Annotated in this window: 19 protein-coding genes; 11 read left to right on the top strand and 8 right to left on the bottom strand. The window is 65.0% G+C overall.

Going from position 1 to position 23431, the window contains the following annotated elements; genetic code table 11:
- Positions 1-289: 289 nt before the first annotated feature.
- On the top strand, positions 290-4384 hold the full coding sequence (purL, locus tag B0G83_RS15495) for a phosphoribosylformylglycinamidine synthase (RefSeq protein ID WP_105508276.1): 4095 nt from the start codon (positions 290-292) through the stop codon (positions 4382-4384).
- 159 nt (positions 4385-4543) lie between these two features.
- On the opposite strand, the gene B0G83_RS15490 is transcribed toward purL, so the two are convergent.
- From B0G83_RS15490 to B0G83_RS15470, 5 genes are all read right to left on the bottom strand, one after another.
- On the bottom strand, positions 4544-5323 hold the full coding sequence (locus B0G83_RS15490; RefSeq protein WP_105508275.1) for a peptidylprolyl isomerase: 780 nt from the start codon (positions 5321-5323) through the stop codon (positions 4544-4546).
- 10 nt (positions 5324-5333) lie between these two features.
- Positions 5334-5654, bottom strand: a complete 321-nt coding sequence (locus B0G83_RS15485) for a BolA family transcriptional regulator (protein WP_105508274.1) — start codon at positions 5652-5654, stop codon at positions 5334-5336.
- A gap of 1 nt (position 5655) precedes the next feature.
- Positions 5656-6186, bottom strand: a complete 531-nt coding sequence (locus B0G83_RS15480) for a septation protein A (RefSeq protein ID WP_105508273.1) — start codon at positions 6184-6186, stop codon at positions 5656-5658.
- A 113-nt stretch (positions 6187-6299) separates the two neighbouring features.
- Positions 6300-6722: a peptide-methionine (R)-S-oxide reductase MsrB gene (gene msrB / locus B0G83_RS15475; RefSeq protein WP_105508272.1), complete on the bottom strand. Its 423-nt coding sequence runs from the start codon at positions 6720-6722 to the stop codon at positions 6300-6302.
- Positions 6723-6808: 86 nt separating this feature from the next.
- A complete protein-coding gene (locus B0G83_RS15470; RefSeq protein WP_105508271.1) occupies positions 6809-8365 on the bottom strand; it encodes a YdiU family protein in 1557 nt (518 codons plus the stop codon).
- Between the two features lie 98 nt (positions 8366-8463).
- On the opposite strand from B0G83_RS15470, the gene B0G83_RS15465 reads away from it, so the two are divergent.
- The 3 genes from B0G83_RS15465 (at position 8464) to B0G83_RS15455 (ending at position 13797) form a co-directional block, all read left to right on the top strand.
- On the top strand, positions 8464-10140 hold the full coding sequence (locus B0G83_RS15465; RefSeq protein WP_105508270.1) for a 3-(methylthio)propionyl-CoA ligase: 1677 nt from the start codon (positions 8464-8466) through the stop codon (positions 10138-10140).
- Positions 10141-10334: 194 nt separating this feature from the next.
- Positions 10335-12419: a 3-hydroxyacyl-CoA dehydrogenase NAD-binding domain-containing protein gene (locus B0G83_RS15460; RefSeq protein ID WP_105508269.1), complete on the top strand. Its 2085-nt coding sequence runs from the start codon at positions 10335-10337 to the stop codon at positions 12417-12419.
- 199 nt (positions 12420-12618) lie between these two features.
- On the top strand, positions 12619-13797 hold the full coding sequence (locus B0G83_RS15455) for an acetyl-CoA C-acyltransferase (protein WP_105508268.1): 1179 nt from the start codon (positions 12619-12621) through the stop codon (positions 13795-13797).
- Positions 13798-13911: 114 nt separating this feature from the next.
- On the opposite strand, the gene B0G83_RS15450 is transcribed toward B0G83_RS15455, so the two are convergent.
- Positions 13912-14289 (bottom strand): hypothetical protein, encoded by a 378-nt coding sequence (locus tag B0G83_RS15450; protein WP_105508267.1) that lies wholly within the window; start codon positions 14287-14289, stop codon positions 13912-13914.
- 178 nt (positions 14290-14467) lie between these two features.
- Here B0G83_RS15450 and B0G83_RS15445 point away from each other — a divergent pair, with 178 nt between their 5' ends.
- The 5 genes from B0G83_RS15445 (at position 14468) to B0G83_RS15425 (ending at position 19742) form a co-directional block, all read left to right on the top strand.
- The gene (locus B0G83_RS15445; RefSeq protein ID WP_105508528.1) at positions 14468-15982 is read left to right on the top strand and encodes a PLP-dependent aminotransferase family protein; all 1515 of its coding nucleotides are present in this window, start codon (positions 14468-14470) and stop codon (positions 15980-15982) included.
- A gap of 102 nt (positions 15983-16084) precedes the next feature.
- Entirely contained in the window at positions 16085-16570 is a 486-nt protein-coding gene (locus B0G83_RS15440) for a PaaI family thioesterase (RefSeq protein ID WP_105508266.1), read from the top strand.
- Positions 16571-16733: 163 nt separating this feature from the next.
- Positions 16734-17732: an NADP-dependent oxidoreductase gene (locus B0G83_RS15435; RefSeq protein ID WP_105508527.1), complete on the top strand. Its 999-nt coding sequence runs from the start codon at positions 16734-16736 to the stop codon at positions 17730-17732.
- Positions 17733-17751: 19 nt separating this feature from the next.
- Positions 17752-18675, top strand: coding sequence for an SDR family oxidoreductase (locus B0G83_RS15430; protein WP_105508265.1), 924 nt, complete (start codon positions 17752-17754; stop codon positions 18673-18675).
- A gap of 107 nt (positions 18676-18782) precedes the next feature.
- On the top strand, positions 18783-19742 hold the full coding sequence (locus B0G83_RS15425; RefSeq protein ID WP_105508264.1) for an alpha/beta hydrolase: 960 nt from the start codon (positions 18783-18785) through the stop codon (positions 19740-19742).
- A gap of 40 nt (positions 19743-19782) precedes the next feature.
- Here B0G83_RS15425 and B0G83_RS15420 read toward each other — a convergent pair whose 3' ends face one another.
- Positions 19783-20628 (bottom strand): NRDE family protein, encoded by an 846-nt coding sequence (locus tag B0G83_RS15420; protein ID WP_105508263.1) that lies wholly within the window; start codon positions 20626-20628, stop codon positions 19783-19785.
- A 14-nt stretch (positions 20629-20642) separates the two neighbouring features.
- A complete protein-coding gene (locus B0G83_RS15415; protein ID WP_105508262.1) occupies positions 20643-21722 on the bottom strand; it encodes a folate-binding protein YgfZ in 1080 nt (359 codons plus the stop codon).
- Between the two features lie 78 nt (positions 21723-21800).
- Between B0G83_RS15415 and mltG the strand changes: the two genes are divergently transcribed.
- Together mltG and tmk are read left to right on the top strand one after the other, a co-directional pair.
- Positions 21801-22811 carry an endolytic transglycosylase MltG gene (gene mltG, locus B0G83_RS15410; protein ID WP_105508261.1) on the top strand — a complete coding sequence of 337 codons (1011 nt, stop codon included), beginning with the start codon at positions 21801-21803 and terminating at the stop codon, positions 22809-22811.
- Positions 22811-23431, top strand: coding sequence for a dTMP kinase (tmk, locus tag B0G83_RS15405; protein ID WP_035550239.1), 621 nt, complete (start codon positions 22811-22813; stop codon positions 23429-23431). Before mltG ends, tmk begins: the two co-directional genes overlap by 1 nt.

Below are 23431 nucleotides of genomic sequence, written 5' to 3'. Positions count from 1 at the left end.
CGAAGCGGCGCGATCCCGTTGAGCGTGACATGCGGCGCGCGGTGCCCGGCTTGACTCGGGCCGCTCGCGCCGATCTGGTGAAAGGCCGAATGATAGCAGTCAAAGCGCTCGCGCGGCCACGCGGGCGGCACGCCGGAAGGCGTCGCGCAACGCGGCGCGGGCGGCCCGAAAGCGCACCGGCAAGGCCGCCGGAAGCCCTTTCCCGGGTATAATCTCGGACTTCCTTTCCGCCTCACGTCGCCTGCACGCGCGACTTCTCGGCATCACTGAGCGACGCAAAGTCAAGTCCATGGCCCACTTCTCGTGTTTCCCCGGCGCTTCGGCCCTTTCCGATTTCCGTCAAACCCGCCTGCTCGACACGCTCACGCGCATCGACCCGAACATCACCGGGGTGCGCGGGCAGTATCTGCACTTCATCAACGCCCAGAGCGAGCTGTCCGCTGAAGACACGGCGAAGATCGAGGCGCTGATGCACTACGGCGATCCGCTCGAAGAAAGCAAAGAGCGCGGCACGGCCGAAACCTTCCTCGTGGTGCCGCGCTTCGGCACGGTGTCGCCGTGGGCCAGCAAGGCCACCGACATCGCGCATCTGTGCGGTCTCACGCAGGTGCGGCGAATCGAGCGCGGCGTCGAGTACACGGTCACGCTGAAGAGCGGTCTGCTGGGCGGCAAGAAGGCGCTTTCCGACGAAGCCCGCGCGGCCGTCGTCGCGGCGTTGCACGACCGCATGACCGAAAGCGTGTCGAGCTCGCGCGAGCACGCGTTGCATCTGTTCGACGAACTGCCGGCCAAGCCGCTGCAAACCGTCGACGTGCTCGGCCACGGCCGCGGCGCGCTGGAAGCGGCGAACACGGAACTGGGCCTCGCGCTGGCCGACGACGAAATCGACTATTTGGTCGACGCGTTCACGAAGCTCGGCCGCAACCCGACCGACGTCGAACTGATGATGTTCGCGCAGGCCAACAGCGAACACTGCCGTCACAAGATTTTCAACGCGGACTGGACCATCGACGGCGAGAAGCAGGACATCTCGCTGTTCAACATGATCCGCAATACCGAGAAGCTCAATCCGCAGGGCACGATCGTCGCGTATTCGGACAACTCGGCGATCATGGCGGGCGGCATGGCCGAGCGCTGGTTCCCGCGCACCCCGGCGGAACTCGGCGCCAGCGAATTGCCGGAACACTATCGCCGTGGCGTCGAACTCACGCACACGCTGATGAAGGTGGAAACGCATAACCACCCGACCGCGATCTCGCCGTTCCCGGGCGCCTCCACCGGTTCGGGCGGTGAAATCCGCGACGAAGGCGCGACCGGGCGCGGCGCGCGTCCCAAGGCGGGTCTGGCGGGCTTCACGGTGTCGAACCTGGTTTTGCCGGACGGCGTCGAGGCCTGGGAAAACGCGCGCGACGTCGCGCAGCCTCTCGCGCACCGCAACCCGGCCGAGCCGCACGAAGCTTACGGCCGTCCGGATCGCATCGCGTCGCCGCTGCAAATCATGATCGACGGCCCGCTCGGCGGCGCCGCGTTCAACAACGAATTCGGCCGGCCGAATCTGGGCGGCTATTTCCGCGCTTACGAACAGAACGTCGCGGGTCTGGTGCGCGGTTATCACAAGCCGATCATGATCGCCGGCGGCATCGGCAATATTTCGGACCAGCACACGCATAAGCACGATCTGCCGGAAGGCTCGCTGCTGATCCAGATCGGCGGCCCGGGCATGCGGATCGGCATGGGCGGCGGCGCGGCGAGTTCCATGGCGACCGGCACCAATACCGCCGAACTCGACTTCGACTCGGTGCAGCGCGGCAACCCCGAAATCGAACGCCGTGCGCAGGAAGTCATCAACGCGTGCTGGCAACTCGGCGACAAGAATCCGATTCTGAGCATTCACGACGTCGGCGCGGGTGGTTTGTCGAACGCGTTCCCGGAAGTGGTCGACGGCGCGAGCAAGGGCGCGCTGTTCGATCTGCGCAAGATCCAGCTCGAAGAGAGCGGCTTGTCGCCGCGCGAAATCTGGTCGAACGAAGCGCAAGAACGTTATGTGCTGGCCATCGCGCCGGCCGACCTGCCGGCGTTCGAAGCCATGTGCCTGCGCGAGCGCTGCCCGTTCGCGGTGATCGGCACGGCAACCGCCGAGCGTCAACTGAAGGTGATCGACTCCGCGCAGAACGTGGACAGCGCGCACCAGCCGGTCGATATGCCGATGGAAGTGCTGCTCGGTAAAGCACCGCGCATGCATCGCGACGTCAAGCGGGTCGAGCAGAAGCTCGAACCGGTGGACGTCACGGGTATTGCATTGCCGGAGGTCGCGGTGAGCGTGCTGCGTCACCCCACGGTGGCGAGCAAGTCGTTCCTGATTACCATCGGCGATCGTTCGGTGGGCGGCACGACCGCGCGTGACCAGATGGTCGGCCCGTGGCAAGTGCCGGTGGCCGACGTCGCGATCACCACCATGGACTACGCGGGCTTCCGCGGCGAAGCAATGACCATGGCCGAGCGCACGCCGCTCGCCGTGATCAACGCGCCGGCGTCGGGCCGCATGGCGGTCGGCGAGGCGGTCACGAACATCGCGGCCGCGCCGATTGCATCGCTCGACAAGCTCAAGCTGTCGGCGAACTGGATGGCCGCGTGCGGCGCGCCTGGCGAAGATGCCGCGCTGTACGACACGGTCAAGGCAATCGGCATGGAGCTGTGCCCGGCGCTCGGCATCAGCATTCCGGTCGGTAAAGATTCGCTGTCCATGCGTACCAAATGGGAAGACCGTGGCGTCGCGAAGGAAGTGGTCGCGCCGGTTTCGCTGATCATCTCGGCGTTCGCGCCGGTTGAAGACGTGCGCCGCCACCTCACGCCGCAACTGCGCCGTGCCAACGGTACGGACGGCGTGGGCGACTCGGTGCTGATCGCGATCGACCTCGGCCGCGGCCAGCATCGTCTGGGCGGCAGTATTCTCGCGCAGGTTACGCAGCAGGTCGGCGACACGGTGCCGGACGTCGACGATCCGGAAGATCTGAAGCGTTTCTTCGCCGCGATCCAAGCGCTGAATCAACAAGGCAAACTGCTCGCTTACCACGACCGCTCGGACGGCGGCCTGTGGGCGACGGTGTGCGAGATGGCGTTCGCGGGGCACGTGGGCGTGTCGCTGAACGTCGACATGCTGGTGCTCGATCCGAACCACGAATCCGATTACGGCGACGCGAAAGACTGGGCCAAGCAGACCAGCGGCCGCCGCGAAGACCGCACGATCCGCGCGCTGTTCAACGAAGAACTCGGTGCGGTGATCCAGGTGCGTGCCGCGGACCGCGACGCGGTGCTCGCCGCATTGCGCGAACACGGCCTGTCGGCGTGCTCGCATGTGATCGGCAAGATCAACGAGCGCGACACGATCGAAATCTATCGCGACGCGAAGAAGATCTACGAAGCGCCGCGCACAGATCTGCATCGTACGTGGAGCGAAGTGAGCTGGCGTATCTCGCGGCTGCGCGATAACCCGGCGTGCGCCGACGCCGAATACGACCTGCTGTCGGATGCGGCCGATCCGGGCATCACGCCGGTGTTGAGCTTCGATCCGTCGGAAGATGTCGCGGCACCGTTCGTCGGCAAGGGCGCGCGTCCGCGTGTCGCGATCCTGCGTGAGCAGGGCGTGAACTCGCACCTCGAAACCGCGTACGCATTCGACCGCGCCGGCTTCGACGCGCACGACGTGCACATGAGCGATCTGCTGGCAGGCCGCGCCAATCTGGCGGATTTCGCCGGCGCGGTGGCGTGCGGCGGCTTCTCGTACGGCGATACGCTGGGCGCCGGCGAAGGCTGGGCGAAGGCGATCCGCTTCAATGCGCAACTGGCTGACATGTTCGCCGCGTTCTTCGGTCGCGAAGACACGTTCGCGCTGGGCATCTGCAATGGTTGCCAGATGATGAGCAGCCTCGCGTCGATGATTCCGGGCGCGGAAGCCTGGCCGAAGTTCACGCGCAACAAGTCGGAGAAATTCGAAGCGCGTTTCTCGCTGGTCGAAGTGCAGGCTTCGCCGTCGATCTTCTTCAACGGCATGGAAGGCTCGCGCATTCCGGTGGCGATCGCTCACGGCGAAGGCTATGCGGACTTCTCGCAGCAGGGCGACGCGTCGAAGGTGGCGGTGGCCATGCGCTTCGTCGATCATCGTGGTCTGGCGACCGAGCAGTATCCGTTGAACCCGAATGGCTCGCCGGACGGTATCACGTCGGTTACCACGCCCGACGGTCGCTTCACGGTGCTGATGCCGCACACCGAGCGCGTGCATCGCGCGGTGCAGATGAGCTGGCATCCGGAAGGCTGGGGCGAGGGCAGCACGGACGCAAGCCCGTGGATGCGCGTGTTCCAGAACGCACGCCGCTGGTTGGGTTGAGGCTGGGGTTGGGCCGCAACGAAAAAACCGCCTTCGTGGCGGTTTTTTCGTTTTCACCGTGCGTAAAACATAAAACGCACAAGGCAAAACGGATCCACGAAAGCAAACAAGCCGCCCGAGGGCGGCTTGTTCGTTTCAATCAGTGGGCAAACAACCCGCTTATTGAATCTTCGCGTTCTTACGCAGACCTTCTTCGAACGCTTGCAGCTTTTCCTGCTGGATCTGCTGCACGATCTGCGGACGCACCTGCTCCAGCGGCGGCGGCGTGATGGCGCGCGTATCGTCGAGGCGGATGATGTGCCAGCCGAATTGCGTATGCACCGGCGTGTCCGTCATCTGGCCTTTCTGCAGATGCGTGGCCGCGTCCGCGAATTCAGGCACATAAGCCTTCGGGTCCGACCAGTCCAGGTCGCCGCCGTTCTTGCCCGATCCCGGATCCTTCGAGTATTGCTTGGCCAGATCTTCGAAGCTTGCGCCGGCCTTGATCTTCGCGATCAGGTCTTTTGCCTGCTGTTCGTTGTCCACCAGAATGTGGTGCAGGTGATATTCCTTGCCGCCTGCATCTTTGATCAGCGCGTTGTAGCGCGCGGTGACTTCGGCGTCGCTCGGCGTGTTGTTCTTCACGAAGTCTTCGATCAGCGCGCGCAGCACGACGGTTTGTTGTGCGACGGCGATTTGCGCCTTGATGTCCGGACGATTCGGCAGGCCGCGACGCAGGGCTTCCTGCATCAGGATTTCGCGGTTCACCAGCTCTTCGCGCACGGCCGTTTGCAGTTGCGGCGTGTTTTGCTGGCCTTGATGCACCAGTTGTTCGATCAGCGCGTCGGCGCGTGCTTTCGGAATCGGCGTGCCGTTCACGACAGCGATGTTCTGTGCAAATGCAGGAGCGGCCGCGAACGCAGCCAGCACTACCCAAAGGTGGGTTTTCTTCAAGGTCATCGGAAGGTTCCTAGCGGGGCAACAAAGCGAATTCTTCGGGCGTATACGCCGTGATTGCAAGGGCATGAATGCCGCGCTGCATGGCATCGGCCAGCGCATCATACACCATGCGATGCCGCGCCACGCGGGCCTTGCCGGCGAATGCGGCAGCCACGATCGTGACACTGAAATGACCGCCGGCCGAGGCGCCGGCGTGGCCCGCGTGCTGCGCGCTGTCGTCGCTGATCTGGATCGACGCGACCGGCGCGAGCGCGGCGGTGAGGCGTGCTTCGATCAGCGCGGCGCGCTCGGCGGTAGTGGCGTGCATGAAAACGTTGGTGTCGGCGGTCATGTCATTCTTCCTTCATGTACTTCGACAGCCACAAGCTCTGTCCGACGATAAACACCACGAGGCAACCGGTCGCGCCGAACAGCTTGAAATTGACCCACTGGTCGGTGGTGTAGTGGTACGCGACGAACAGATTGACGAGCCCGAGCAGCACGAAAAAGATCGCCCACACCACGCTCAGCTTGCCCCAGATTGCGTGCGGCAGCGTGATCTGCTTGCCCATCATCGCTTCGATCAGGTTCTTGTTGAAGGCCAGTTGCGAGACGATCAGCGCCACGGAAAACGCCCAGTACAGCACGGTCGGCTTCCATTTGATGAAGGTGTCGTTGTGCAGCACGAGCGTCGCGCCGCCGAACACGGTGACGACGCCGAGGCTCACCCACAGCATCGGGTCGACTTTGCGGTGGCGGAACGCCACCCACGCGATCTGCACCAGCGTGGCGACGATCGCCACTGCCGTCGCCGTGAAAATGCCCCAGATCTTGAAGGCGACGAAGAACAGGATGATCGGGAACAGATCGAACAGGAATTTCATTATCTGGTCGGGAATTCGCAGAAGGACTCGAGGAATGAGGGACGCGGCGCGAAACGGCCGGCGGGTGCCTGCCACGCAGGCTCCGCCGGCAATGCGCCGGACTCCGCGCTGCGTTACTTGGGCTCGAATTGTAACGCAGCCGAATTGATGCAGTAACGCAGCCCCGTCGGTGCGGGGCCGTCTTCGAACACGTGGCCCAGATGCGCGCCGCAGTTCTTGCATTGCACCTCGATGCGCAGCATGCCGTGCGTGCGGTCGGTTTTCTCGGCGATCACCTCGCCGTTGATCGGCTTGAAGTAGCTCGGCCAGCCGCAGCCGGCGTCGAACTTGGTGTCGGATTCGAAGAGCGGCGTGCCGCAGCACACGCAGTCGTAAATGCCGCGGTCCCAGTGGTCGTGATAGCGGCCCGTGAACGGGCGCTCGGTGGCCGCGTGGCGCGTCACCTGGTATTCGACGTCGGAGAGCTGCTTGCGCCACTCGGCGTCGTCTTTCCGCACGGCGGGGACGTCGGGGTTGAGGTCGTCGGGTTTGTTCATGGTCGGGGTTCCTGTCTCGGGGCTTGTTTTGGGGACTGCACTACGGTCAGGTTGCGTTCACGCGAATGGCGACTGGCTTCGGCGCGTCACGACGAACAGCTCACTTCCAGTGAACTCGCCCAGTCGGGTGGCAGGCCCGCATATGCTTCATGCTCGGGCTGTTCGTCGAACGGTCGGCGCAGCACCGCCGCCAGACGCTCCACTTCGGAAAAATCCTTCTCTTTCGCGCGGCGGATCGCCGTTTCCGCCAGATGATTGCGAAGAATGAATTTGGGGTTGACCCGGTTCATTGCAATGGCGCGCGCGGCATCGTCGCGTGTTTCGTGGGACAGGCGCGCGCGGTAGTCGTTCGCCCACGCGTCGAACCCGGCGCGGTCGAGGAACAGGTCGCGCACGGTGGTGTCGCCGCTCGCGTCGTGTTTCGATACGCGCGCGAGATGGCGGAACGTCAGCGTGAAATCGGCGCGGTTCGCGTGCATCACTTCGAACAGACGATTCACCAGCGCGTCGTCGCCGTCGCGTTCGGTCTCGAGGCCGAGCTTCGCGCGCATACGCCGTTCCAGCGCCGGCGCGAAACGCGCCTTGAAACCGCCGAGCACGCGTTGCGCGTCTTCGATCGCCCGGTCGCCGCGCACGCTTTCGTCGTGCTGTTCGCCGAGCAGCGGCAACAAGCCTTGCGCGAGACAGAAGAGATTCCAGTACGCGATCTGCGGCTGCATCTTGTACGCGTAACGGCCTTGCGAGTCGGAGTGATTGCAGATGTAGCCGGCGTCGAAACCGTCCATGAAACCGAACGGACCGTAGTCGATGGTCAGGCCGAGAATCGACATGTTGTCGGTGTTCATCACGCCGTGGCAGAAGCCGACCGCCTGCCATTCGACCATCAGGTCGGCGGTGGATTTCACGGCTTCGTCGAGCAGCGCGAGATAGGGGTCGTCAGCGTCGCGGCAATGCGGATAGAAGCGCGCGATCACGTGATCGGCGAGCGCGCGCAGCGCGTCGGTGCGATCGTTCGAATAGAAATGCTCGAAGTGACCGAAGCGGACGAAACTCGGCGCGACCCGCGTGACGACCGCGGCGGTTTCGATCTCTTCGCGCCGCACCGGCTGATCGGAACCGATCACGCACAGCGCGCGCGTGGTCGGAATGCCGAGGTGATGCATGGCCTCCGAACACAGAAATTCGCGGATCGACGAGCGCAGTACCGCGCGGCCGTCGCCCATGCGCGAATAGGGCGTGCGCCCGGCGCCCTTGAGTTGCAGCTCGAAACACTGGCCGTGATGCGCGAGCTCGCCGAGACCGAGGGCGCGGCCGTCGCCGAGCTGGCCGGCCCACACGCCGAACTGATGCCCCGAATACACCGACGCATAAGGCAGCGCCTCGGCGGGCCATTCACGCGTGGCGTTACCGGAGAACAGTTCGGCGAAGCCGGGATCGTTCTGGAGGCCCGGTTCTAAACCGAGCAGCACGGCGGTCTCCGCGGAGAAGCCGACCATGTAAGGCGCATTGAGTGGGGCCGCCGGCAGACGCGTCATAAAGACGCTGCCGAGCCGCGCGAACGCGCTTTCCGGCGAGGTGACGAGTGCGTTGGAAAGAGCCGCTAGCGGCCCGGATAACCCTGCAAAGCTTGGGGAAAACGACATGTTGAGCGCCTCTGGATTAACCGATATTGTAAGTCCGCGCCAGCGGCGCTGCAGGCTGGCTTCCCATTGAAGCAACCAGGACGAGGAGAGCTCCCTTTATGACGACGCCGCTGCTGGGACAGATGATGGACGTGCCGCTCACCGTATCCTCGTTGCTCGCGCATGCCGCGCGGCATTTCGGCGGCACCGAAATCGTGTCGCGGCGTATCGAGGGCGATCTGCATCGCTATACCTACCGCGATTGCGAAAAACGCGCGAAGCAACTCGCGCAGGCGCTGATCGCGCTGGGCGTCGAGCCCGGCGAACGGGTGGCGACGCTGGCCTGGAACGGCTACCGGCATCTCGAAGCGTATTACGGCACGACCGGCTTCGGCGCCGTGTGCCACACGATCAATCCGCGTCTCTTTCCCGATCAGATCGCCTACATCGTCAATCACGCCGACGACGCCTACGTGATGTTCGACACCACGTTCGCACCGCTGGTCGACGCGCTCGCGCCGCAGTGCCCGAAAGTGCGCGGCTGGATCGCGCTCGCCGACGAAGCGCATCGGCCGGTCATGCAAACGCCGGTGCTCAGCTACGAAACGCTGGTGAGCGCGCAGGACGGCAACTTCGCGTGGCCCGAGCTCGACGAGCGCCAGGCTTCGTACCTTTGCTATACGTCCGGCACCACGGGCAATCCGAAGGGCGCGCTGTACTCGCATCGCTCGACGGTGCTGCATGCGTTCGGCGCGGCCTTGCCCGACGCCATGAGCCTGTCCGCGCGCGATGCCGTGCTGCCGGTCGTGCCGATGTTCCATGTGAACGCATGGGGCATTCCGCACTGCGCGCCGTTGACGGGCGCGAAGCTGGTGTTCCCCGGCAAGGACCTTGACGGCAAGTCGCTGTACGAGTTGATGGAAAGCGAACGCGTGACGTATTCCGCCGGGGTGCCGACCGTGTGGCTCGGTTTGCTGAATTATCTGCGCGAGGCGGGCGTGCGGTTTTCGTCGCTCGATCGCACGGTGATCGGCGGCTCGGCGTGCCCGCCGGCCATGCTGCGCACGTTCGAGGACGACTACGGCGTGCAGGTGATTCACGCGTGGGGCATGACCGAAATGTCGCCGCTCGGCACGCTGTCGAAATTGACGTGGGAGCAATCGCAACGTCCGCTCGCCGAGCGCCGCAAATTGCTCGAAAAGCAGGGCCATGTGCTGTACGGCGTCGATATGAAGATCGTCGGCGAAGACGGCCACGAGTTGCCCTGGGACGGCGTCGCGTTCGGCGATCTGCATGTGCGCGGACCGTGGGTGATCGACCGGTATTTCCGCAAGGACGATTCGCCGCTGGTGGACGGCTGGTTTCCGACCGGCGACGTCGCGACGATCGACCGCGACAGTTTTCTGAACATCACCGATCGCTCGAAAGACGTGATCAAGTCCGGCGGCGAATGGATCAGTTCGATCGACGTCGAGAACGTCGCGATCGCGCATCCGGCGGTCGCGGAAGCGGCCTGTATCGCCTGCGCGCATCCGAAATGGACCGAACGGCCGCTGCTGGTAGTCGTCAGGCGCGCGGGGTTCGACGTGACGCGCGAGGAACTGCTCGCGTTCTACGACGGCAAGGTCGCCAGATGGTGGATTCCCGACGACGTCGTCTTCGTCGACGAACTGCCGCACACGGCCACCGGCAAATTGCAGAAGCTGAAGCTGCGCGATCTGTTCCGCGATCACGTGCTGCCGTCGGCCTTGGAAGACCAGAAGGATTGTCCGCTGGTTAGGGGAAACCCCGCCTAACAGTAAATTGAACGAGCGTGCTTTTTTGTGTATTCTGCCTGCTGACCCCGGTTAATCGAGCAGCGAGTCGGTGAGTGTGTCGCCCATGCGCTGGCAACAAGCGGACAATGATCCGACTCGGTGAACCGGACGGGCGGCGCGTCATGCGCCGCCTCAACCGCAACATGGCATGAATCGCATGGAGGCAGGCAGAGATGGCAGTGGACTACACAACTCATGACGGCGTGGCCGTCATCACGCTGAACAATCCTCCCGTGAATGGCCTCGGCCTGTCGACGCGAGCCGGCATCGTCGACGGTATCGAGCGCGCGCAGAACGATCCGTCCATTAAGGCCATCGTGCTGACCGGCGCGGGCAAAGCGTTTTCAGGCGGCGCCGACATCACCGAATTCAACACGCCGAAAGCGACTCAGGAACCGACGCTCGCCACCGTCATCAAGGTGGTCGAAAGCAGCGCGAAGCCGGTGATCGCGGCAATTCACAGCGTGGCGATGGGCGGCGGTTTGGAATTGGCGCTCGGCGCGCATTACCGGATCGCGGCGCCCGGCGCGCAGATCGCGCTGCCGGAAGTGAAGCTCGGCATTTTGCCGGGCGCGGGCGGCACGCAGCGTTTGCCGCGCGCCATCGGCCTCGAAGCGTCGCTCAATATGATCGTGTCGGGTGCGCCGGTGCTGTCCGAGAAGCTCGCCGACTCGGGTCTGTTCGACGAGGTCGCGCCGGGCGATCTGGCCGAAGCGGCACTCGCGTTTGCCCGCAAGGTCGGCGCGAAAGAAGGCCCGCATCCGCGCGTGCGCGATCGCCAGATCGAGCATCCGAACGCCGCGGGTTTCATCCAGTTCGCGCGCAATACCGTCTCGGCGATGGCGAAGAATTTCCCCGCGCCTCTGAAATGTATTGATGCGGTCGAAGCGGGCGTGCAGAACGGCTTCGACAAGGGCCTCGCATTCGAACGCGAATGCTTCATCGCGCTGGTGCAGACGCCCGAGAGTCACGCGTTACGTCACGCGTTCTTCGGTGAGCGCGCGGCCAGCAAGATTCCCGACGTGCCGGCCGACACACCCGTGCGCGACATCGCCCAGGTGGCGGTGATCGGCGCGGGCACGATGGGCGGCGGCATCGCGATGAACTTCATCAACGCGGGCATTCCGGTCACGCTGCTGGAAACGAAACAGGACGCGCTCGATCGCGGCCTCGCGACGATCCGCAAGAACTACGAAGCCAGCGTGAAGAAGGGCAAGCTGAAGCCCGAGGCGCTCGACCAGCGCATGGCGTTGATCACGCCCACGCTGTCCTACGACGACCTCAAGCACGCCGACCTGATCGTCGAAGCGGTGTTCGAGGAACTCGGCGTGAAGGAACAGGTATTCAGGCGGCTCGACGAAGTGGCCAAGCCCGGCGCGATCCTCGCGTCGAACACGTCGACGCTGGACGTCGACAGGATCGCCGCGTTCACGAAACGTCCGCAGGACGTGGTCGGCATGCACTTCTTCAGCCCGGCCAACGTGATGAAGCTGCTCGAAGTGGTGCGCGGCAAGGACACGGCGAAAGACGTGCTCGCCACCGTCATGAAGCTCGCGAAGAAGATCAGAAAGACCGCGGTGGTCTCGGGCGTGTGCGACGGCTTTATCGGCAACCGGATGATCGAGCAGTACATCCGTCAGGCGCTCTTCATGCTCGAGGAAGGCGCGTTGCCCGCGCAGGTCGACAAGGCGATCGAGAAATTCGGTTTCGCGATGGGCCCGTTCCGCATGAGCGATCTGGCCGGCAACGACATCGGCTGGGCGATCCGCAAGCGCCGCTATCAGGAACATCCCGACATGCACTATTCGAAGATCGCCGACCGTCTGTGCGAGACCGGGCGCTTCGGCCAGAAGACCGGCGGCGGCTGGTACGACTACAAGGCGGGCGACCGCACGGCGTATCCGTCGAAGGTCGTCGACGAGATGATCGGCGCGTTCTCGAAGGAAGCCAACGCCGAGCGCCGCAAGATCAGCGACGAGGAAATCGTCGAACGTCTCGTGTTCGCGCTCGTCAATGAAGGCGCGAAGATTCTCGAGGAAGGCATCGCGTCGAAGGCGTCGGATATCGACATGGTCTATCTGACCGGCTACGGTTTTCCGCTGTATCGCGGCGGTCCGATGCTGTACGCGGATACCGTCGGGCTCTACAACGTCGAGCGCGCGATTGGCCGCTATGCGGCGCGGCCGAACGGCGATGCGTGGCAACTCGCGCCCAGCATCGCGAAACTGGCGGCGCAAGGTCGTGGGTTCAACGGCTGAGGCCCGGGAAGGCCGTAGACCCCAGGCCGTTCGAGTGAAATGACCGAGGTGGCGTGTGCCCGCCAACCGCCGTACGGCGAAGCGCCGGTGCGCCACCCTCGACATCGGGATATACCGACCAACTTGTAGGGGACGAGAGTCGGCGCCAAGGCGCTCGCTCCGATCGACACGCTCACCGTCCTCGACACAGGAGATTTGCATGACTGACGCCGTAATCGTATCGACTGCTCGCACGGGCCTCGCCAAATCCTGGCGCGGCGGTTTCAACATGACTCACGGCGCGACGCTCGGCGGCCACGTGACGCAGGCCGCGGTCGAGCGCGCCGGGCTCGATCCGGCGCGCGTCGAGGACGTGATCATGGGCTGCGCCAATCCGGAAGGCGCGACGGGCATGAACATCGCGCGGCAGATCGCGCTGCGCGGCGGCCTGCCGGTCAGCGTGCCGGGCATGACGGTGAACCGCTTCTGCTCGTCGGGTTTGCAGACCATCGCGCTTGCCGCGCAACGCGTGATCGCCGGTGAAGGCGACGTGTTCGTCGCGGGCGGGGTGGAGTCGATCTCGTGCGTGCAGAACGAGATGAACCGCCACATGATGACCGAAGGCTGGCTCAGCCAGCACAAGCCGGAAATCTACTGGTCGATGCTGCAGACCGCGGAAAACGTCGCCAAACGCTATTCGATTTCGAAGGAGCGTCAGGACGAATACGGCGTGCGCTCGCAGCAACGCGCCGCGGCCGCGCTCGAAGCCGGCAAGTTCAAGGACGAGATCGTACCGTTGACGGTACTGGCCGGCGTCGCCGATAAAGCGAGCGGCCGGCTGTTCACGAAGGAAGTCACCGTCGGCAGCGACGAAGGCATTCGCGCCGACACCACGCTCGAAGGTGTGTCGAAGATTCGTACCGCGCTGCCGGGTGGTGTCGTGACGGCGGGCAATGCCAGCCAGTTTTCGGACGGCGCGTCGGCGTGCGTGGTGATGAATGCGAAAGTGGCGGAGCGTGAGGGCCTGCAGCCGCTGGGGATTTTCCGCGGCTTCGCGGTGGCCGGTTGCGAGCCGGACGAGATGGGCATCGGACCGGTGTTCGCGGTGCCGAAGCTGCTCAGGCAAGCCGGGTTGAAGGTCGAGGACATCGACCTGTGGGAACTGAACGAAGCGTTCGCGGTGCAGGTGCTGTATTGCGCCGACAAGCTCGGCATTCCGCACGACCGCCTGAACGTGAACGGCGGCGCGATCGCGGTCGGCCATCCGTACGGCGTGTCGGGCGCGCGGCTGACCGGTCATGCATTGATCGAAGGCAAGCGGCGCGGCGCGAAGCTGGTGGTCGTGACGATGTGTATCGGCGGCGGGCAGGGCGCGGCGGGGTTGTTCGAAGTGGTGTGAGGGCGCCGCGTGATTTCACGCGATCCCACGTGATTGAGTTCGGTAAAAGAGCGGGTGTCGGGCGGTTCGGCGTAATAGCGATGAATCCATGACACCCGCTTTTTTTCGCGCGTGTCAGGCGGTGCGCCGCCACCAGGTTTTGACGAGCCCGGCCAGCGACTGCCGAGCGTGGCGAATCAGGTCGTACAGGCTGTTTTGCGAGCGCAGCCGCTGCAGCACGAACACCGCCGCTTGCGTCTGACCCGCGTTGATCGACACGACGCCGCGTTGCGGCGTCACGAAACACTCGCCTTCCTGCAACGTGATCGTCGTGACAGGTACGGCGTCGCCGAGCCAGGCCAGCGAGCGGTCGCGCAACTGCAGCCGCAGCGAGCCTTCCACCGCCACGATCGCGGTGTGTGCGCCGAGGTCGTGCATCGCGAGTTGACCAGCGGGAAGTCGCGACGGAGCGGCGTCGCGGGAGAGAAAGGCGCGGGGTTGACGCAGCGACATGGCCGATTCCTTTAAACCGTTTTCATGCCACACAGCTTAGGGAGTCCGTCGACGTGAAAACAGCCGCAACGCCCGACTATCTGAACCGGTACAGTGGAGGCTTTCAGCGTGCTGTATCGGTCCGAATGGTGCCGATGTGTATCTGTTGCAGCACGCGAACAGTCCGCACCATCGTCGCATGACACAGTCCACTTCCCTGCAGGACAGCCCGCCGCAGGCGGATCGCGCCGCCGATAGCCAGCCGCTTTACCGGCAACTGGCCGACCAGTACCGCCGCGCGATCGGCAACGGCGTGCTGCGCCCGGGCGACCGCATGCCGTCGATGCGCGCATTCATGCAACGCCACAGCGTGAGTCTCGCGACGGCGACCGAAAGCTACCGCGTGCTCGAACGCGCCGCGCTGATCGACGCGCGGCCGCGCGCCGGTTATTTCGTGCGGGTGCCGCCGGCTGCCGCGCTACCGGCCGCTACTGAACCGGACGCGGCGGATCTCGCCCTACAGCCGGGCGCCGCGCAATTCGTCGGGATTCACTCGACGATTTCGGCGCTCGTGTCGACCTACCGGCGCTACCCGGACGCGCTCAATCTGGGCGGCTCGACCGCGTCGCCCGATCTCTATCCGACTGCGGCGTTGCAGAAAACCGCGCTGCGCGCGTTGCGCCGGCAGCCCACCTTGCTGACCGCAGCCGGTCACGATCACGGCGATCCGGCGTTGCGCGCGGTCATTGCGCGGCGTGTGCTCGAGGCCGGCATCCAGATCGGCGCGGACGAGGTCATCATGACCCATGGCGGTATCGAAGCCATGAATCTCGCGTTGCGCGCCGTGACTCAGCCGGGCGACACCGTCGCGGTCGAGTCGCCGTGTTTTTTCGGCTTGCTGCAGGCACTGGAAAGTCTCGGTTTGCGCGCGCTGGAAATTCCCGCCAGTCCGAGCACCGGCCTCGCCGTCGAAGCGCTGGCGTTCGCGCTGCAAACGCATCCCGACATCAAGGCCGTGGTGGTTGTGCCTCATTTGCAGAACCCGCTTGGCAGCGTGATGCCCGATGCGCACAAGGCGAGGCTCGTGGAACTGTGCTCGCAAGCCGGTATTGCGCTGATCGAGGACGATCCGTATCGCGAGCTCGTCGACGCGGCGGCGTCACCGCGCTCGCTCAAGGCCTGGGACACCGACGGCACCGTGATCCACTGCACGTCGTTCAACAAGACCCTGGCGCCCGGTCTGCGGGTCGGCTGGATCAACGGCGGCCGCTGGCATCCGCGCGTCGGCATGCTGAAGTTCGCGCAGTCTCGCCATAACGAGCCGTTGGCGCAGGTCGTGCTCGCCGAGTTTCTGGAAACCAGCGCGTATGACCGACATTTGCGGCGCTTGCGCGACCGTCTGCGGCTTCAGCGCGAGCGGATGGCCGCGGCGATCGCCGCGTCGTTTCCGGACGGCACGCGTTTCACGCCGCCGGGCGGCGGAATGTTTTTCTGGATCGAGTTGCCGCGGGGGGTGTCGTCGGCGGCGTTCTTTGAGGCCGCTTTGCGCGAAGGTATTCGCGTGATGCCCGGCACGGTGTATTCGAACGCGGGACGTTTCGATCATTTCATTCGCCTGAGTTGTCCGAGCACGGATATCGAGCAGGCCGACGAGGCGGTGCGCAAGCTCGGCCGACTCGCCACGCGGATGACCGCGCATGCGAAAACGCCATAGCGGGTATCATTTCCCGCTGCTATTAGCCGAATCCGCGCAACCGGCTCAACCCATATCGCGCCGTTATTCATCACGCGTCGAACACGCATTCAGATATCCGCAATGACCGATTCAACTTCATCCCACGCCAACCGCGCGAGCTTGCCCGAGAGCCCGTTCGTCGACCGGCTCGGCGCGCAGCTCGTGGCCGCGGCGGACGGCGCCAGCGAAGTCGTGCTGCCGCTGCAGCCCGACCATATGAACACCTGGGACGTCGCGCATGGCGGCGTCACGATGACGCTCGCCGACGTCGCGCTGGCCATGGCCGCGCGCAGTCTCGCCGGCGACGGTGTCGGCGTGGTCACCGTCGAAATGAAGGTCAATTTCATGCAGCCGGGCCGCGGCGAGTTGCGCGCGACCGGCCGCGTGTTGCACCGCTCGACCACCATGGCTTATTGCGAAGGCGAGATTCGCGACAGCGAGGGCCACTTCGTCGCCAAGGCGCTCGGCACGTTCAAATACATGCGACGCCTCGCGGTGGGCCGCGATGTGACGCAGCAGCGCTTGCGCAGCGATCCGTCGGCGAAACCCGGTCCGAGCGACGGTTGAACATCGGCGGCGTGCGACGCGCGAGCGTGCGTGTGCGTCGACGTGTCTACGTGTCTGCACGCTGTTGGAACACCGTGTGCGCCGCGTCGCTTTTGCTTCTCGCCACTAGCATCCGTTTCAAATTACTCGCCGCTCAAACCGGCAACTCATGGAGACGAACGACATGCCCCAGATCAACCGTCAACTCGTGCTGGCTTCGCGTCCGCAAGGCGCCGTCACGCCGGACAATTTCAGGCTCGTCGAGACGCCGCTCGCGCCGCTCGCCGACGGCGAATTGCGCGTGCGCAATCACTTCCTGTCGCTCGATCCGTACATGCGCGGCCGCATGAACGACAGCAAGTCGTACGCGGCGCCGCAGCCGCTCGACGAAGTGATGATCGGGGGCACGGTCGGTGAAGTGGTGGAGTCGAGGAACCCGAAATTCAGCGTCGGCGACAAGGTCGTCGCGATGTTCGGCTGGCAGGAGTACGGCGTCTCGAACGGCGCGGGCGTGCAGAAAGTGGACGATACGCACGTGCCGTTGTCGGCCTATCTCGGACCGGTCGGCATGCCCGGCGTTACCGCGTGGTACGGCCTGAACCGCATCATCGCGCCGAAGGCCGGCGAGACCGTGGTGGTCAGCGCGGCGAGCGGCGCGGTGGGCAGCGTGGTGGGGCAACTGGCGAAGCTGGCCGGCGCACGCGCGGTCGGCATTGCGGGCGGCGCGGACAAGTGCCGCTATGTGGTCGAGACGCTCGGCTTCGACGCTTGCGTCGACTACAAGGCCGGCAATCTGTACAAGGACCTCAAGGCGGTGACGCCGGATGGCGTCGACGGCTACTTCGAGAACGTCGGCGGTGAAGTGCTCGACGTGACGCTGGCGCGCATGAACGCGTTCGGCCGGATCGCGCTGTGCGGGTTTATCGCGGGCTACGACGGCCAGCCGCTGCCGCTCAAGCATCCTTCGCTGATGCTCACGCAGCGTTTGCGGGTGCAGGGTTTTATCGTCAGCGAGCATATGGACGTGTGGCCGGAAGCGCTGAAGCAGCTCGGCACGCTGGTCGCGCAAAACAAGCTGCAATATCGCGAGACCGTCGCGCAAGGTCTGGACGCGGCGCCCGAGGCATTCATGGGGCTGCTCAAAGGCAAGAATTTCGGTAAACAGCTCGTCAAGCTGATCTGAACCAACCAGGGGGCGCACGATGTTCGAATTCACAGGCAAGGTGGCGGTGATCACCGGCGCGGCGAGCGGCTTCGGCCGTGCGTTCGCGGACAAGGGCGCGGCGCTCGGCATGAAACTGGTGCTGGCCGACGTGAATCCCGAGGCGCTCGCGCAAACCGTCGACGCCTTGCGCGCCGGCGGCGCCGACGCGATCGGCGTGCCGACCGACGTCGCCAGCGCGGCCCAGGTCGAAGCGCTCGCGCAGGCGGCGCTCGACGCGTTCGGCAAGGTGCATCTGCTGTTCAACAACGCGGGCGTGGGGTCGGGCGGCTTCCTGTGGGAAAGCTCGGTGAACGACTGGTCGTGGGTGTTCGGCGTCAACGTGATGGGCGTCGCGCACGGTGTGCGCGTCTTCACGCCGATCATGCTGGCGCAGAACGAGCCGGCGCATATCGTCAATACGGCGTCGGTGGCGGGCTTGCTGTCGCCGCCCGCCATGGGCATCTACAACGCCTCGAAGCATGCTGTGGTGTCGCTCACCGAGACGCTGTATCACGACCTGCAACTGGCGCAGGCGGCTCAGATGACGCAGGCAGCGGAAGCGGGGCAAGCGACGCAGGGTGCCGGCTCGCACGTGAGCTGTTCGTTGTTGTGCCCGGCCTTCGTGCCGACCGGTATCGCCAACGCCGAACGCGCGCGCCCCGCAACATTGCGCAACGACAGCGGCCCGACCCGCTCACAGATCGCCGCGGGCAAGCAACTGCAGCGCGCGGTGCAGTCGGGCAAACTGAGCGCCGCCGACGTCGCCGACATCACCTTCGAAGCGATCGCCGCGCGGCGTTTCTACATCATCACGCACCCGGGCATCATGGCGACGGTGGAGCTGCGTCATGAGGACATCGAGCATTTGCGTAATCCGAGCGATCCGATGTCGTTGAAGCCCGAAGTGAAGAACGCGGGTTAGGCGTTTGCCAGCATGGCCGGCGAGCGGCTGCGTCGTGATGGGTTGCGATGCGATGTTCGCCGGTTCTCTTTTACTTTTCCCGGCGCGTTTGCGCCCTCAGACGCACCATGCCGCTGAATCCGAAGATCGAGCAGGTGCTCGACATGATCGCGCGGGCCAAACGTCCGCAGCTTCATGACATGAGCGCGCAACAGGCGCGCGCGTCGTACGAAAAAAGCGCGCCGATCCTGGAGATTGCCAGCGCGCCGATGTTCTCCGTCGACGATCTGCGCGTGCCCACGCGCGACGGCGCGGCGATTCGCGCACGTCTGTATTTTCCAGTCGAACCGGGCTGGGCCGAACCGCTTCCGGCGCTGGTGTACTACCACGGCGGCGGCTTCACGGTGGGCAGCGTCGACACGCACGACGCGCTCTGCCGGATGTTCGCGCGCGACGGCCGCTGCGCGGTGTTGTCGGTGGACTATCGTCTCGCGCCCGAGCACAAATTCCCCACGGCCGTCGACGACGCGTTCGACGCGTTGCGCTGGCTGTACACGCACGCGGCGGAATACGGTATCGATGAAAACCGGCTGGCGGTGGGTGGCGATAGCGCGGGCGGCACGCTGGCCACTGTCTGCGCGGTGCTCGCACGCGACGCGGACATCGAGCTGGCGCTGCAGATGCTGATCTACCCCGGCACGACCGGACACCAGCAGACGGAATCGCATGCGCGTCTGGCCAACGGGTTCCTGCTGTCGGGCGAGACGATTCAGTGGTTCTTCGATCACTACGTGCGCGATACGAGCGATCGCGACGACTGGCGATTCGCGCCGCTCGACGGTCAACGCGACGCGCCTGCTTTCAGCGGCCTCGCGCCGGCCTGGATCGCGACCGCCGAATACGATCCGTTGAGCGACGAGGGCGCGGCTTACGCGGAAAAGTTACGCAACGCGGGCAACCTGGTCATGTTGCTACGCTACCCGGGCATGATCCACGAGTTCTTCAAGATGGGCGGCTTCGTGCCTGACGTGGCGCAAGCGCATGCCGATGCGGCCGCGGCGTTACGCGGGGCGTTCGGCGTCGAGTAGCGGTGGGGTATCGCCCCCCGCTTATCCGCTTATCCGCCTATCAGGCGATCTCTCGCTCAATATTGAACGCGAAGCTGCGCTCGAAATCGCCGGGCCGTACGATCCGGTGCGAGCCGTTATCGTCGCTGCGCTCGGCCACGGCCACGCTGGTCACGTCGCCCTGCGCCGCTACGCGCAACGCGGTCGTGCCGCGCGTGCCGTATTCCGGCGTTTCGATAAACGCCGCCGACAACGCCCGTTCACGTTCCAGTGGAATACCGGTGGACGGCAATTCGTCGTCGCGTGCGAGACGCGGGTCGCGCATCAGATCGATCAGCCGTTCGAGCGGCGGCGTGGTCTGGCGTGCGAGCAGGGCGCCCAGTTCGGCGCGCTTGTTGACGAGCTTCGGCCACGCGGTATCGAGCACCGCGTTCGAAATGCCGTGCGTGCCCGGCGCGAGCAGCGCGGGCGCGAGCGACGAACGGTTGCAGTACCAGCCGAGTTCGCGGCGCGTCCAGTCGCCCACCAGCAGATTGAAGCCGTTGTAGATGTCGCCGGTTTGCGCGACGTGTTGCAGATAGGCGAGCGGTGTTGTGTGCGGCTGACCCTGCGCGTCGCGGGCGGCGCCGCTCAGCCAGTCGCCGACGAGGGTGCCGCGGGTCGGCGCGTCGGCGCGCATTTCATGCGGCGCGCGATAATTGGTCAGCGCGGCGAAGCGACCGTCGCGCGATACGCCGAGCCAGGTGCCACCGCCCACCAGATCGCGGCCGGCCAGCACGGCCGGCGCGTCGTGCCACCAGCTGAGCGGTTCGGCGGTGCGGCGAAAGAATTCGTCGCGGTTGGCGGCGAGCGTGAAGAGCGGGCCGTCGACCGCATCGGGTCGCCAGTCAAAGACGATCAGGCACATCGGGCAAGGGTCTCTTAAACCTCGGTCGGCAATCCATACGGCAGCGCAAGAAACCGCAACGCCGCCCCTTCCGCCGCACCCAGATGCACCGAGCCGTTTTCCAGCGCGGCGAGCTTGATCTCCACCAGCAGATCGACCCCGCCTTCCGGCGCCGACGCCGCGTTCACCACCATCCCGCAGGGCTGGCCGGGATCGTCCGAATGAAACAGCTCCGCGCCCGCCTTGACCGTGTCCAGCTCACCCGCCACATTTGCCAGCGACGTGCGCCGCTTGATCGTGCCGCGATACTGGCTGCGCGCCACCACTTCCTGACCCGGATAGCAGCCTTTGCGAAAGTTCACCGCGCCGAGCACGTCGAAATTGACCATTTGCGGCACGAACTGCTCGACCACGGGTTGGGTGATGCGCGGCTCGCCCGCGCGAATGTCGAGCCAGTCCCACACTGCCGGCGACACGCGTTTGAGCTTGTCTTCCAACGCCGGCAGATGCGCCTCGATCTGTGCCTTCGGTCCGATCCACAGATAACGCAGCCGGTCCAACGCGTCCGGCACGCGAATCAGCGAGCCCAGCGGGCCGTCCACCTTCACATGCACGCCGTCCGGCAACGCGTCGAACACGCCCGACAACGCGTGACGCACGTCACCGGCAAGGCCGATCACCGCGACGTCGCTGCTCGCGTCCACCAGTTTGGCCTTGGCGCGCAGCACGAACATGGACAGCCGTTTTTGCACCGCGGCCTGCACGTCTTTCGACACCAGCAGGCGGATCGCCTCGCCGCTGCGCCACGTCAGGAACGACGCCAGCAGACGGCCCTTGGCCGAACAATAGCCGGCCAGCCGCGCGTTGGCGGCGTCGAGATGCTGGGTGTCGTTGGTGAGCTGGCCGTGCAGGAAGCTCGCCGCGTCGTCGCCGATCGTGTCGATCACGCCGAACTGCGTGAGCGGCATGTAGGCACCATGCTGGACGACGGCGTCGAATTCACCGGCGGACGGACGCGGCAGCACGGGCAGCGCAACGGACGAGGCCGGGACGGCGGCAGCAGCGGCAGGGTTGACCGAGGGAGTGCCTGAAGCAGTAGCGAGCGGTGTGTTCATGGATTCGGAGAACAGTCAATTCTGACTTTAGCTAAGGCAAACAAGTATTATATGCAGTCCACTCCTGTCCCGTTCGGCATGTCCCTCCTGAAGAAATGTTTCGTCGCCGGCTCACTCGTCGTTGTGCTGGCCGTAGCCGCCGTTGCAGCCGGCTATCACTGGGCCACCAGTCCGCTCGATCTGAACCCCGCGCAACTCGACGTCACCGTCAAACCGCATAGCAGCCTGCGCAGCGTTACCTTGCAACTGAATCGCGGCGGCGTGCCGGTCGAGCCGGAGCTCTTCGTCATGATGACGCGCTTGCTCGGGCTGCAAAGCGAACTGAAATCGGGCAACTACGAGTTCAAGACCGGCGTGAGCCCGTACGATGTGCTGCAAAAAATCGCCCGCGGCGACGTCAACGAATACGTGGCGACCGTCATCGAAGGCTGGACCTTCAAGCGCATGCGCGCCGAGCTGGACGCCAATCCGGCGCTCAGGCACGACACGGCCGGCATGAGCGACGCCGACCTGATGACGGCGATCGGTGCGCCGGAGGCGTCGATCGGTAACGGCGAGGGGCTGTTTTTCCCCGACACCTATCTGTTCGACAAGAACACCAGCGACCTCGACGTGTACCGTCGCGCGTATCACCTGATGCGCCAGCGTCTGGACGAAGCGTGGCTCGCGCGCTCGCCGGATCTGCCGTACAAGACGCCGTACGACGCGCTGACCATGGCGTCGATCATCGAAAAGGAGACCGGCAAGCCGTCCGACCGGCCGATGGTGGCGGCGGTGTTCGCCAACCGTCTGCGGGTGGGCATGCCGTTGCAGACGGACCCGACCGTGATCTACGGCATGGGCGACAGCTACACGGGGCACATCCGCAAGAAAGACCTGCAGACGGACACTCCCTACAATACCTACACCCGGATGGGTTTGCCGCCTACGCCCATCTCGCTGCCCGGTGTCGCGTCGCTGCAGGCGGCGATGAACCCGGCGCAAAGCACCGCGCTGTATTTCGTCTCGCGCGGCGACGGCAGCAGCATCTTTTCCGACAACCTCGGCGATCACAACAAGGCCGTGGACAAATACATTCGAGGGCAATGATGGCGCGGGGCAAATTCATTACGTTTGAGGGCATAGACGGCGCCGGCAAGACCACGCATCTGAGCTGGTTCCGCGAGCGCCTCGAGCACAAGGTGGCGAGCACGGGCCGCGCGGTGGTCATGACGCGCGAACCGGGCGGCACGCCGCTCGGCGAGCAGATCCGCGAGATCGTGCTGCATCAGAAAATGGACCTCGAAACCGAGGCGTTGCTGATGTTCGCGCTGCGCCGCCAGCATCTGGCCGAAGTGATCGAGCCGGCGTTGGCGCGCGGCGACTGGGTGCTGTCGGACCGTTTCACCGACGCGACCTTCGCCTACCAGGGCGGCGGCCGCGGGCTGCCGCGCGACAAGCTGGAAACGCTGGAGCGCTGGGTGCAGGGCGGTTTCCAGCCGGATATGACGGTGCTGTTCGACCTCGACCCGGAAGTCGCCGATGAACGGCGCAGCGCGGTGCGCGATCCGGACCGTTTCGAGAGCGAGTCGACGGCGTTCTTCAACCGCACCCGCAGCGAATATCTGCGCCGCGCGGAAGAAGCGCCGTACCGGTTCGCTATCATTGACTCTTCGCAGACCATTGCGCGTATTCAGAAACAGCTTGAAGAGTTGATTGCAGTTCTTTGA

The organism is Paraburkholderia sp. BL21I4N1, assembly GCF_002973525.1.
Lineage (GTDB): Bacteria > Pseudomonadota > Gammaproteobacteria > Burkholderiales > Burkholderiaceae > Paraburkholderia.
The sequence above is the reverse complement of the archived record's forward strand: the minus strand, read 5'-3'. Positions and strand labels throughout refer to the sequence as shown.

Excerpts from the sequence above, each read along its gene's own strand:
- purL (WP_105508276.1), top strand. The coding sequence starts at position 290 with ATGGCCCACTTCTCGTGTTTCCCCGGCGCTTCGGCCCTTTCCGATTTC.
- B0G83_RS15490 (WP_105508275.1), bottom strand. The coding sequence starts at position 5,323 with ATGACCTTGAAGAAAACCCACCTTTGGGTAGTGCTGGCTGCGTTCGCG.
- B0G83_RS15485 (WP_105508274.1), bottom strand. The coding sequence starts at position 5,654 with ATGACCGCCGACACCAACGTTTTCATGCACGCCACTACCGCCGAGCGC.
- B0G83_RS15480 (WP_105508273.1), bottom strand. The coding sequence starts at position 6,186 with ATGAAATTCCTGTTCGATCTGTTCCCGATCATCCTGTTCTTCGTCGCC.
- msrB (WP_105508272.1), bottom strand. The coding sequence starts at position 6,722 with ATGAACAAACCCGACGACCTCAACCCCGACGTCCCCGCCGTGCGGAAA.
- B0G83_RS15470 (WP_105508271.1), bottom strand. The coding sequence starts at position 8,365 with ATGTCGTTTTCCCCAAGCTTTGCAGGGTTATCCGGGCCGCTAGCGGCT.
- B0G83_RS15465 (WP_105508270.1), top strand. The coding sequence starts at position 8,464 with ATGACGACGCCGCTGCTGGGACAGATGATGGACGTGCCGCTCACCGTA.
- B0G83_RS15460 (WP_105508269.1), top strand. The coding sequence starts at position 10,335 with ATGGCAGTGGACTACACAACTCATGACGGCGTGGCCGTCATCACGCTG.
- B0G83_RS15455 (WP_105508268.1), top strand. The coding sequence starts at position 12,619 with ATGACTGACGCCGTAATCGTATCGACTGCTCGCACGGGCCTCGCCAAA.
- B0G83_RS15450 (WP_105508267.1), bottom strand. The coding sequence starts at position 14,289 with ATGTCGCTGCGTCAACCCCGCGCCTTTCTCTCCCGCGACGCCGCTCCG.
- B0G83_RS15445 (WP_105508528.1), top strand. The coding sequence starts at position 14,468 with ATGACACAGTCCACTTCCCTGCAGGACAGCCCGCCGCAGGCGGATCGC.
- B0G83_RS15440 (WP_105508266.1), top strand. The coding sequence starts at position 16,085 with ATGACCGATTCAACTTCATCCCACGCCAACCGCGCGAGCTTGCCCGAG.
- B0G83_RS15435 (WP_105508527.1), top strand. The coding sequence starts at position 16,734 with ATGCCCCAGATCAACCGTCAACTCGTGCTGGCTTCGCGTCCGCAAGGC.
- B0G83_RS15430 (WP_105508265.1), top strand. The coding sequence starts at position 17,752 with ATGTTCGAATTCACAGGCAAGGTGGCGGTGATCACCGGCGCGGCGAGC.
- B0G83_RS15425 (WP_105508264.1), top strand. The coding sequence starts at position 18,783 with ATGCCGCTGAATCCGAAGATCGAGCAGGTGCTCGACATGATCGCGCGG.
- B0G83_RS15420 (WP_105508263.1), bottom strand. The coding sequence starts at position 20,628 with ATGTGCCTGATCGTCTTTGACTGGCGACCCGATGCGGTCGACGGCCCG.
- B0G83_RS15415 (WP_105508262.1), bottom strand. The coding sequence starts at position 21,722 with ATGAACACACCGCTCGCTACTGCTTCAGGCACTCCCTCGGTCAACCCT.
- mltG (WP_105508261.1), top strand. The coding sequence starts at position 21,801 with ATGTCCCTCCTGAAGAAATGTTTCGTCGCCGGCTCACTCGTCGTTGTG.
- tmk (WP_035550239.1), top strand. The coding sequence starts at position 22,811 with ATGGCGCGGGGCAAATTCATTACGTTTGAGGGCATAGACGGCGCCGGC.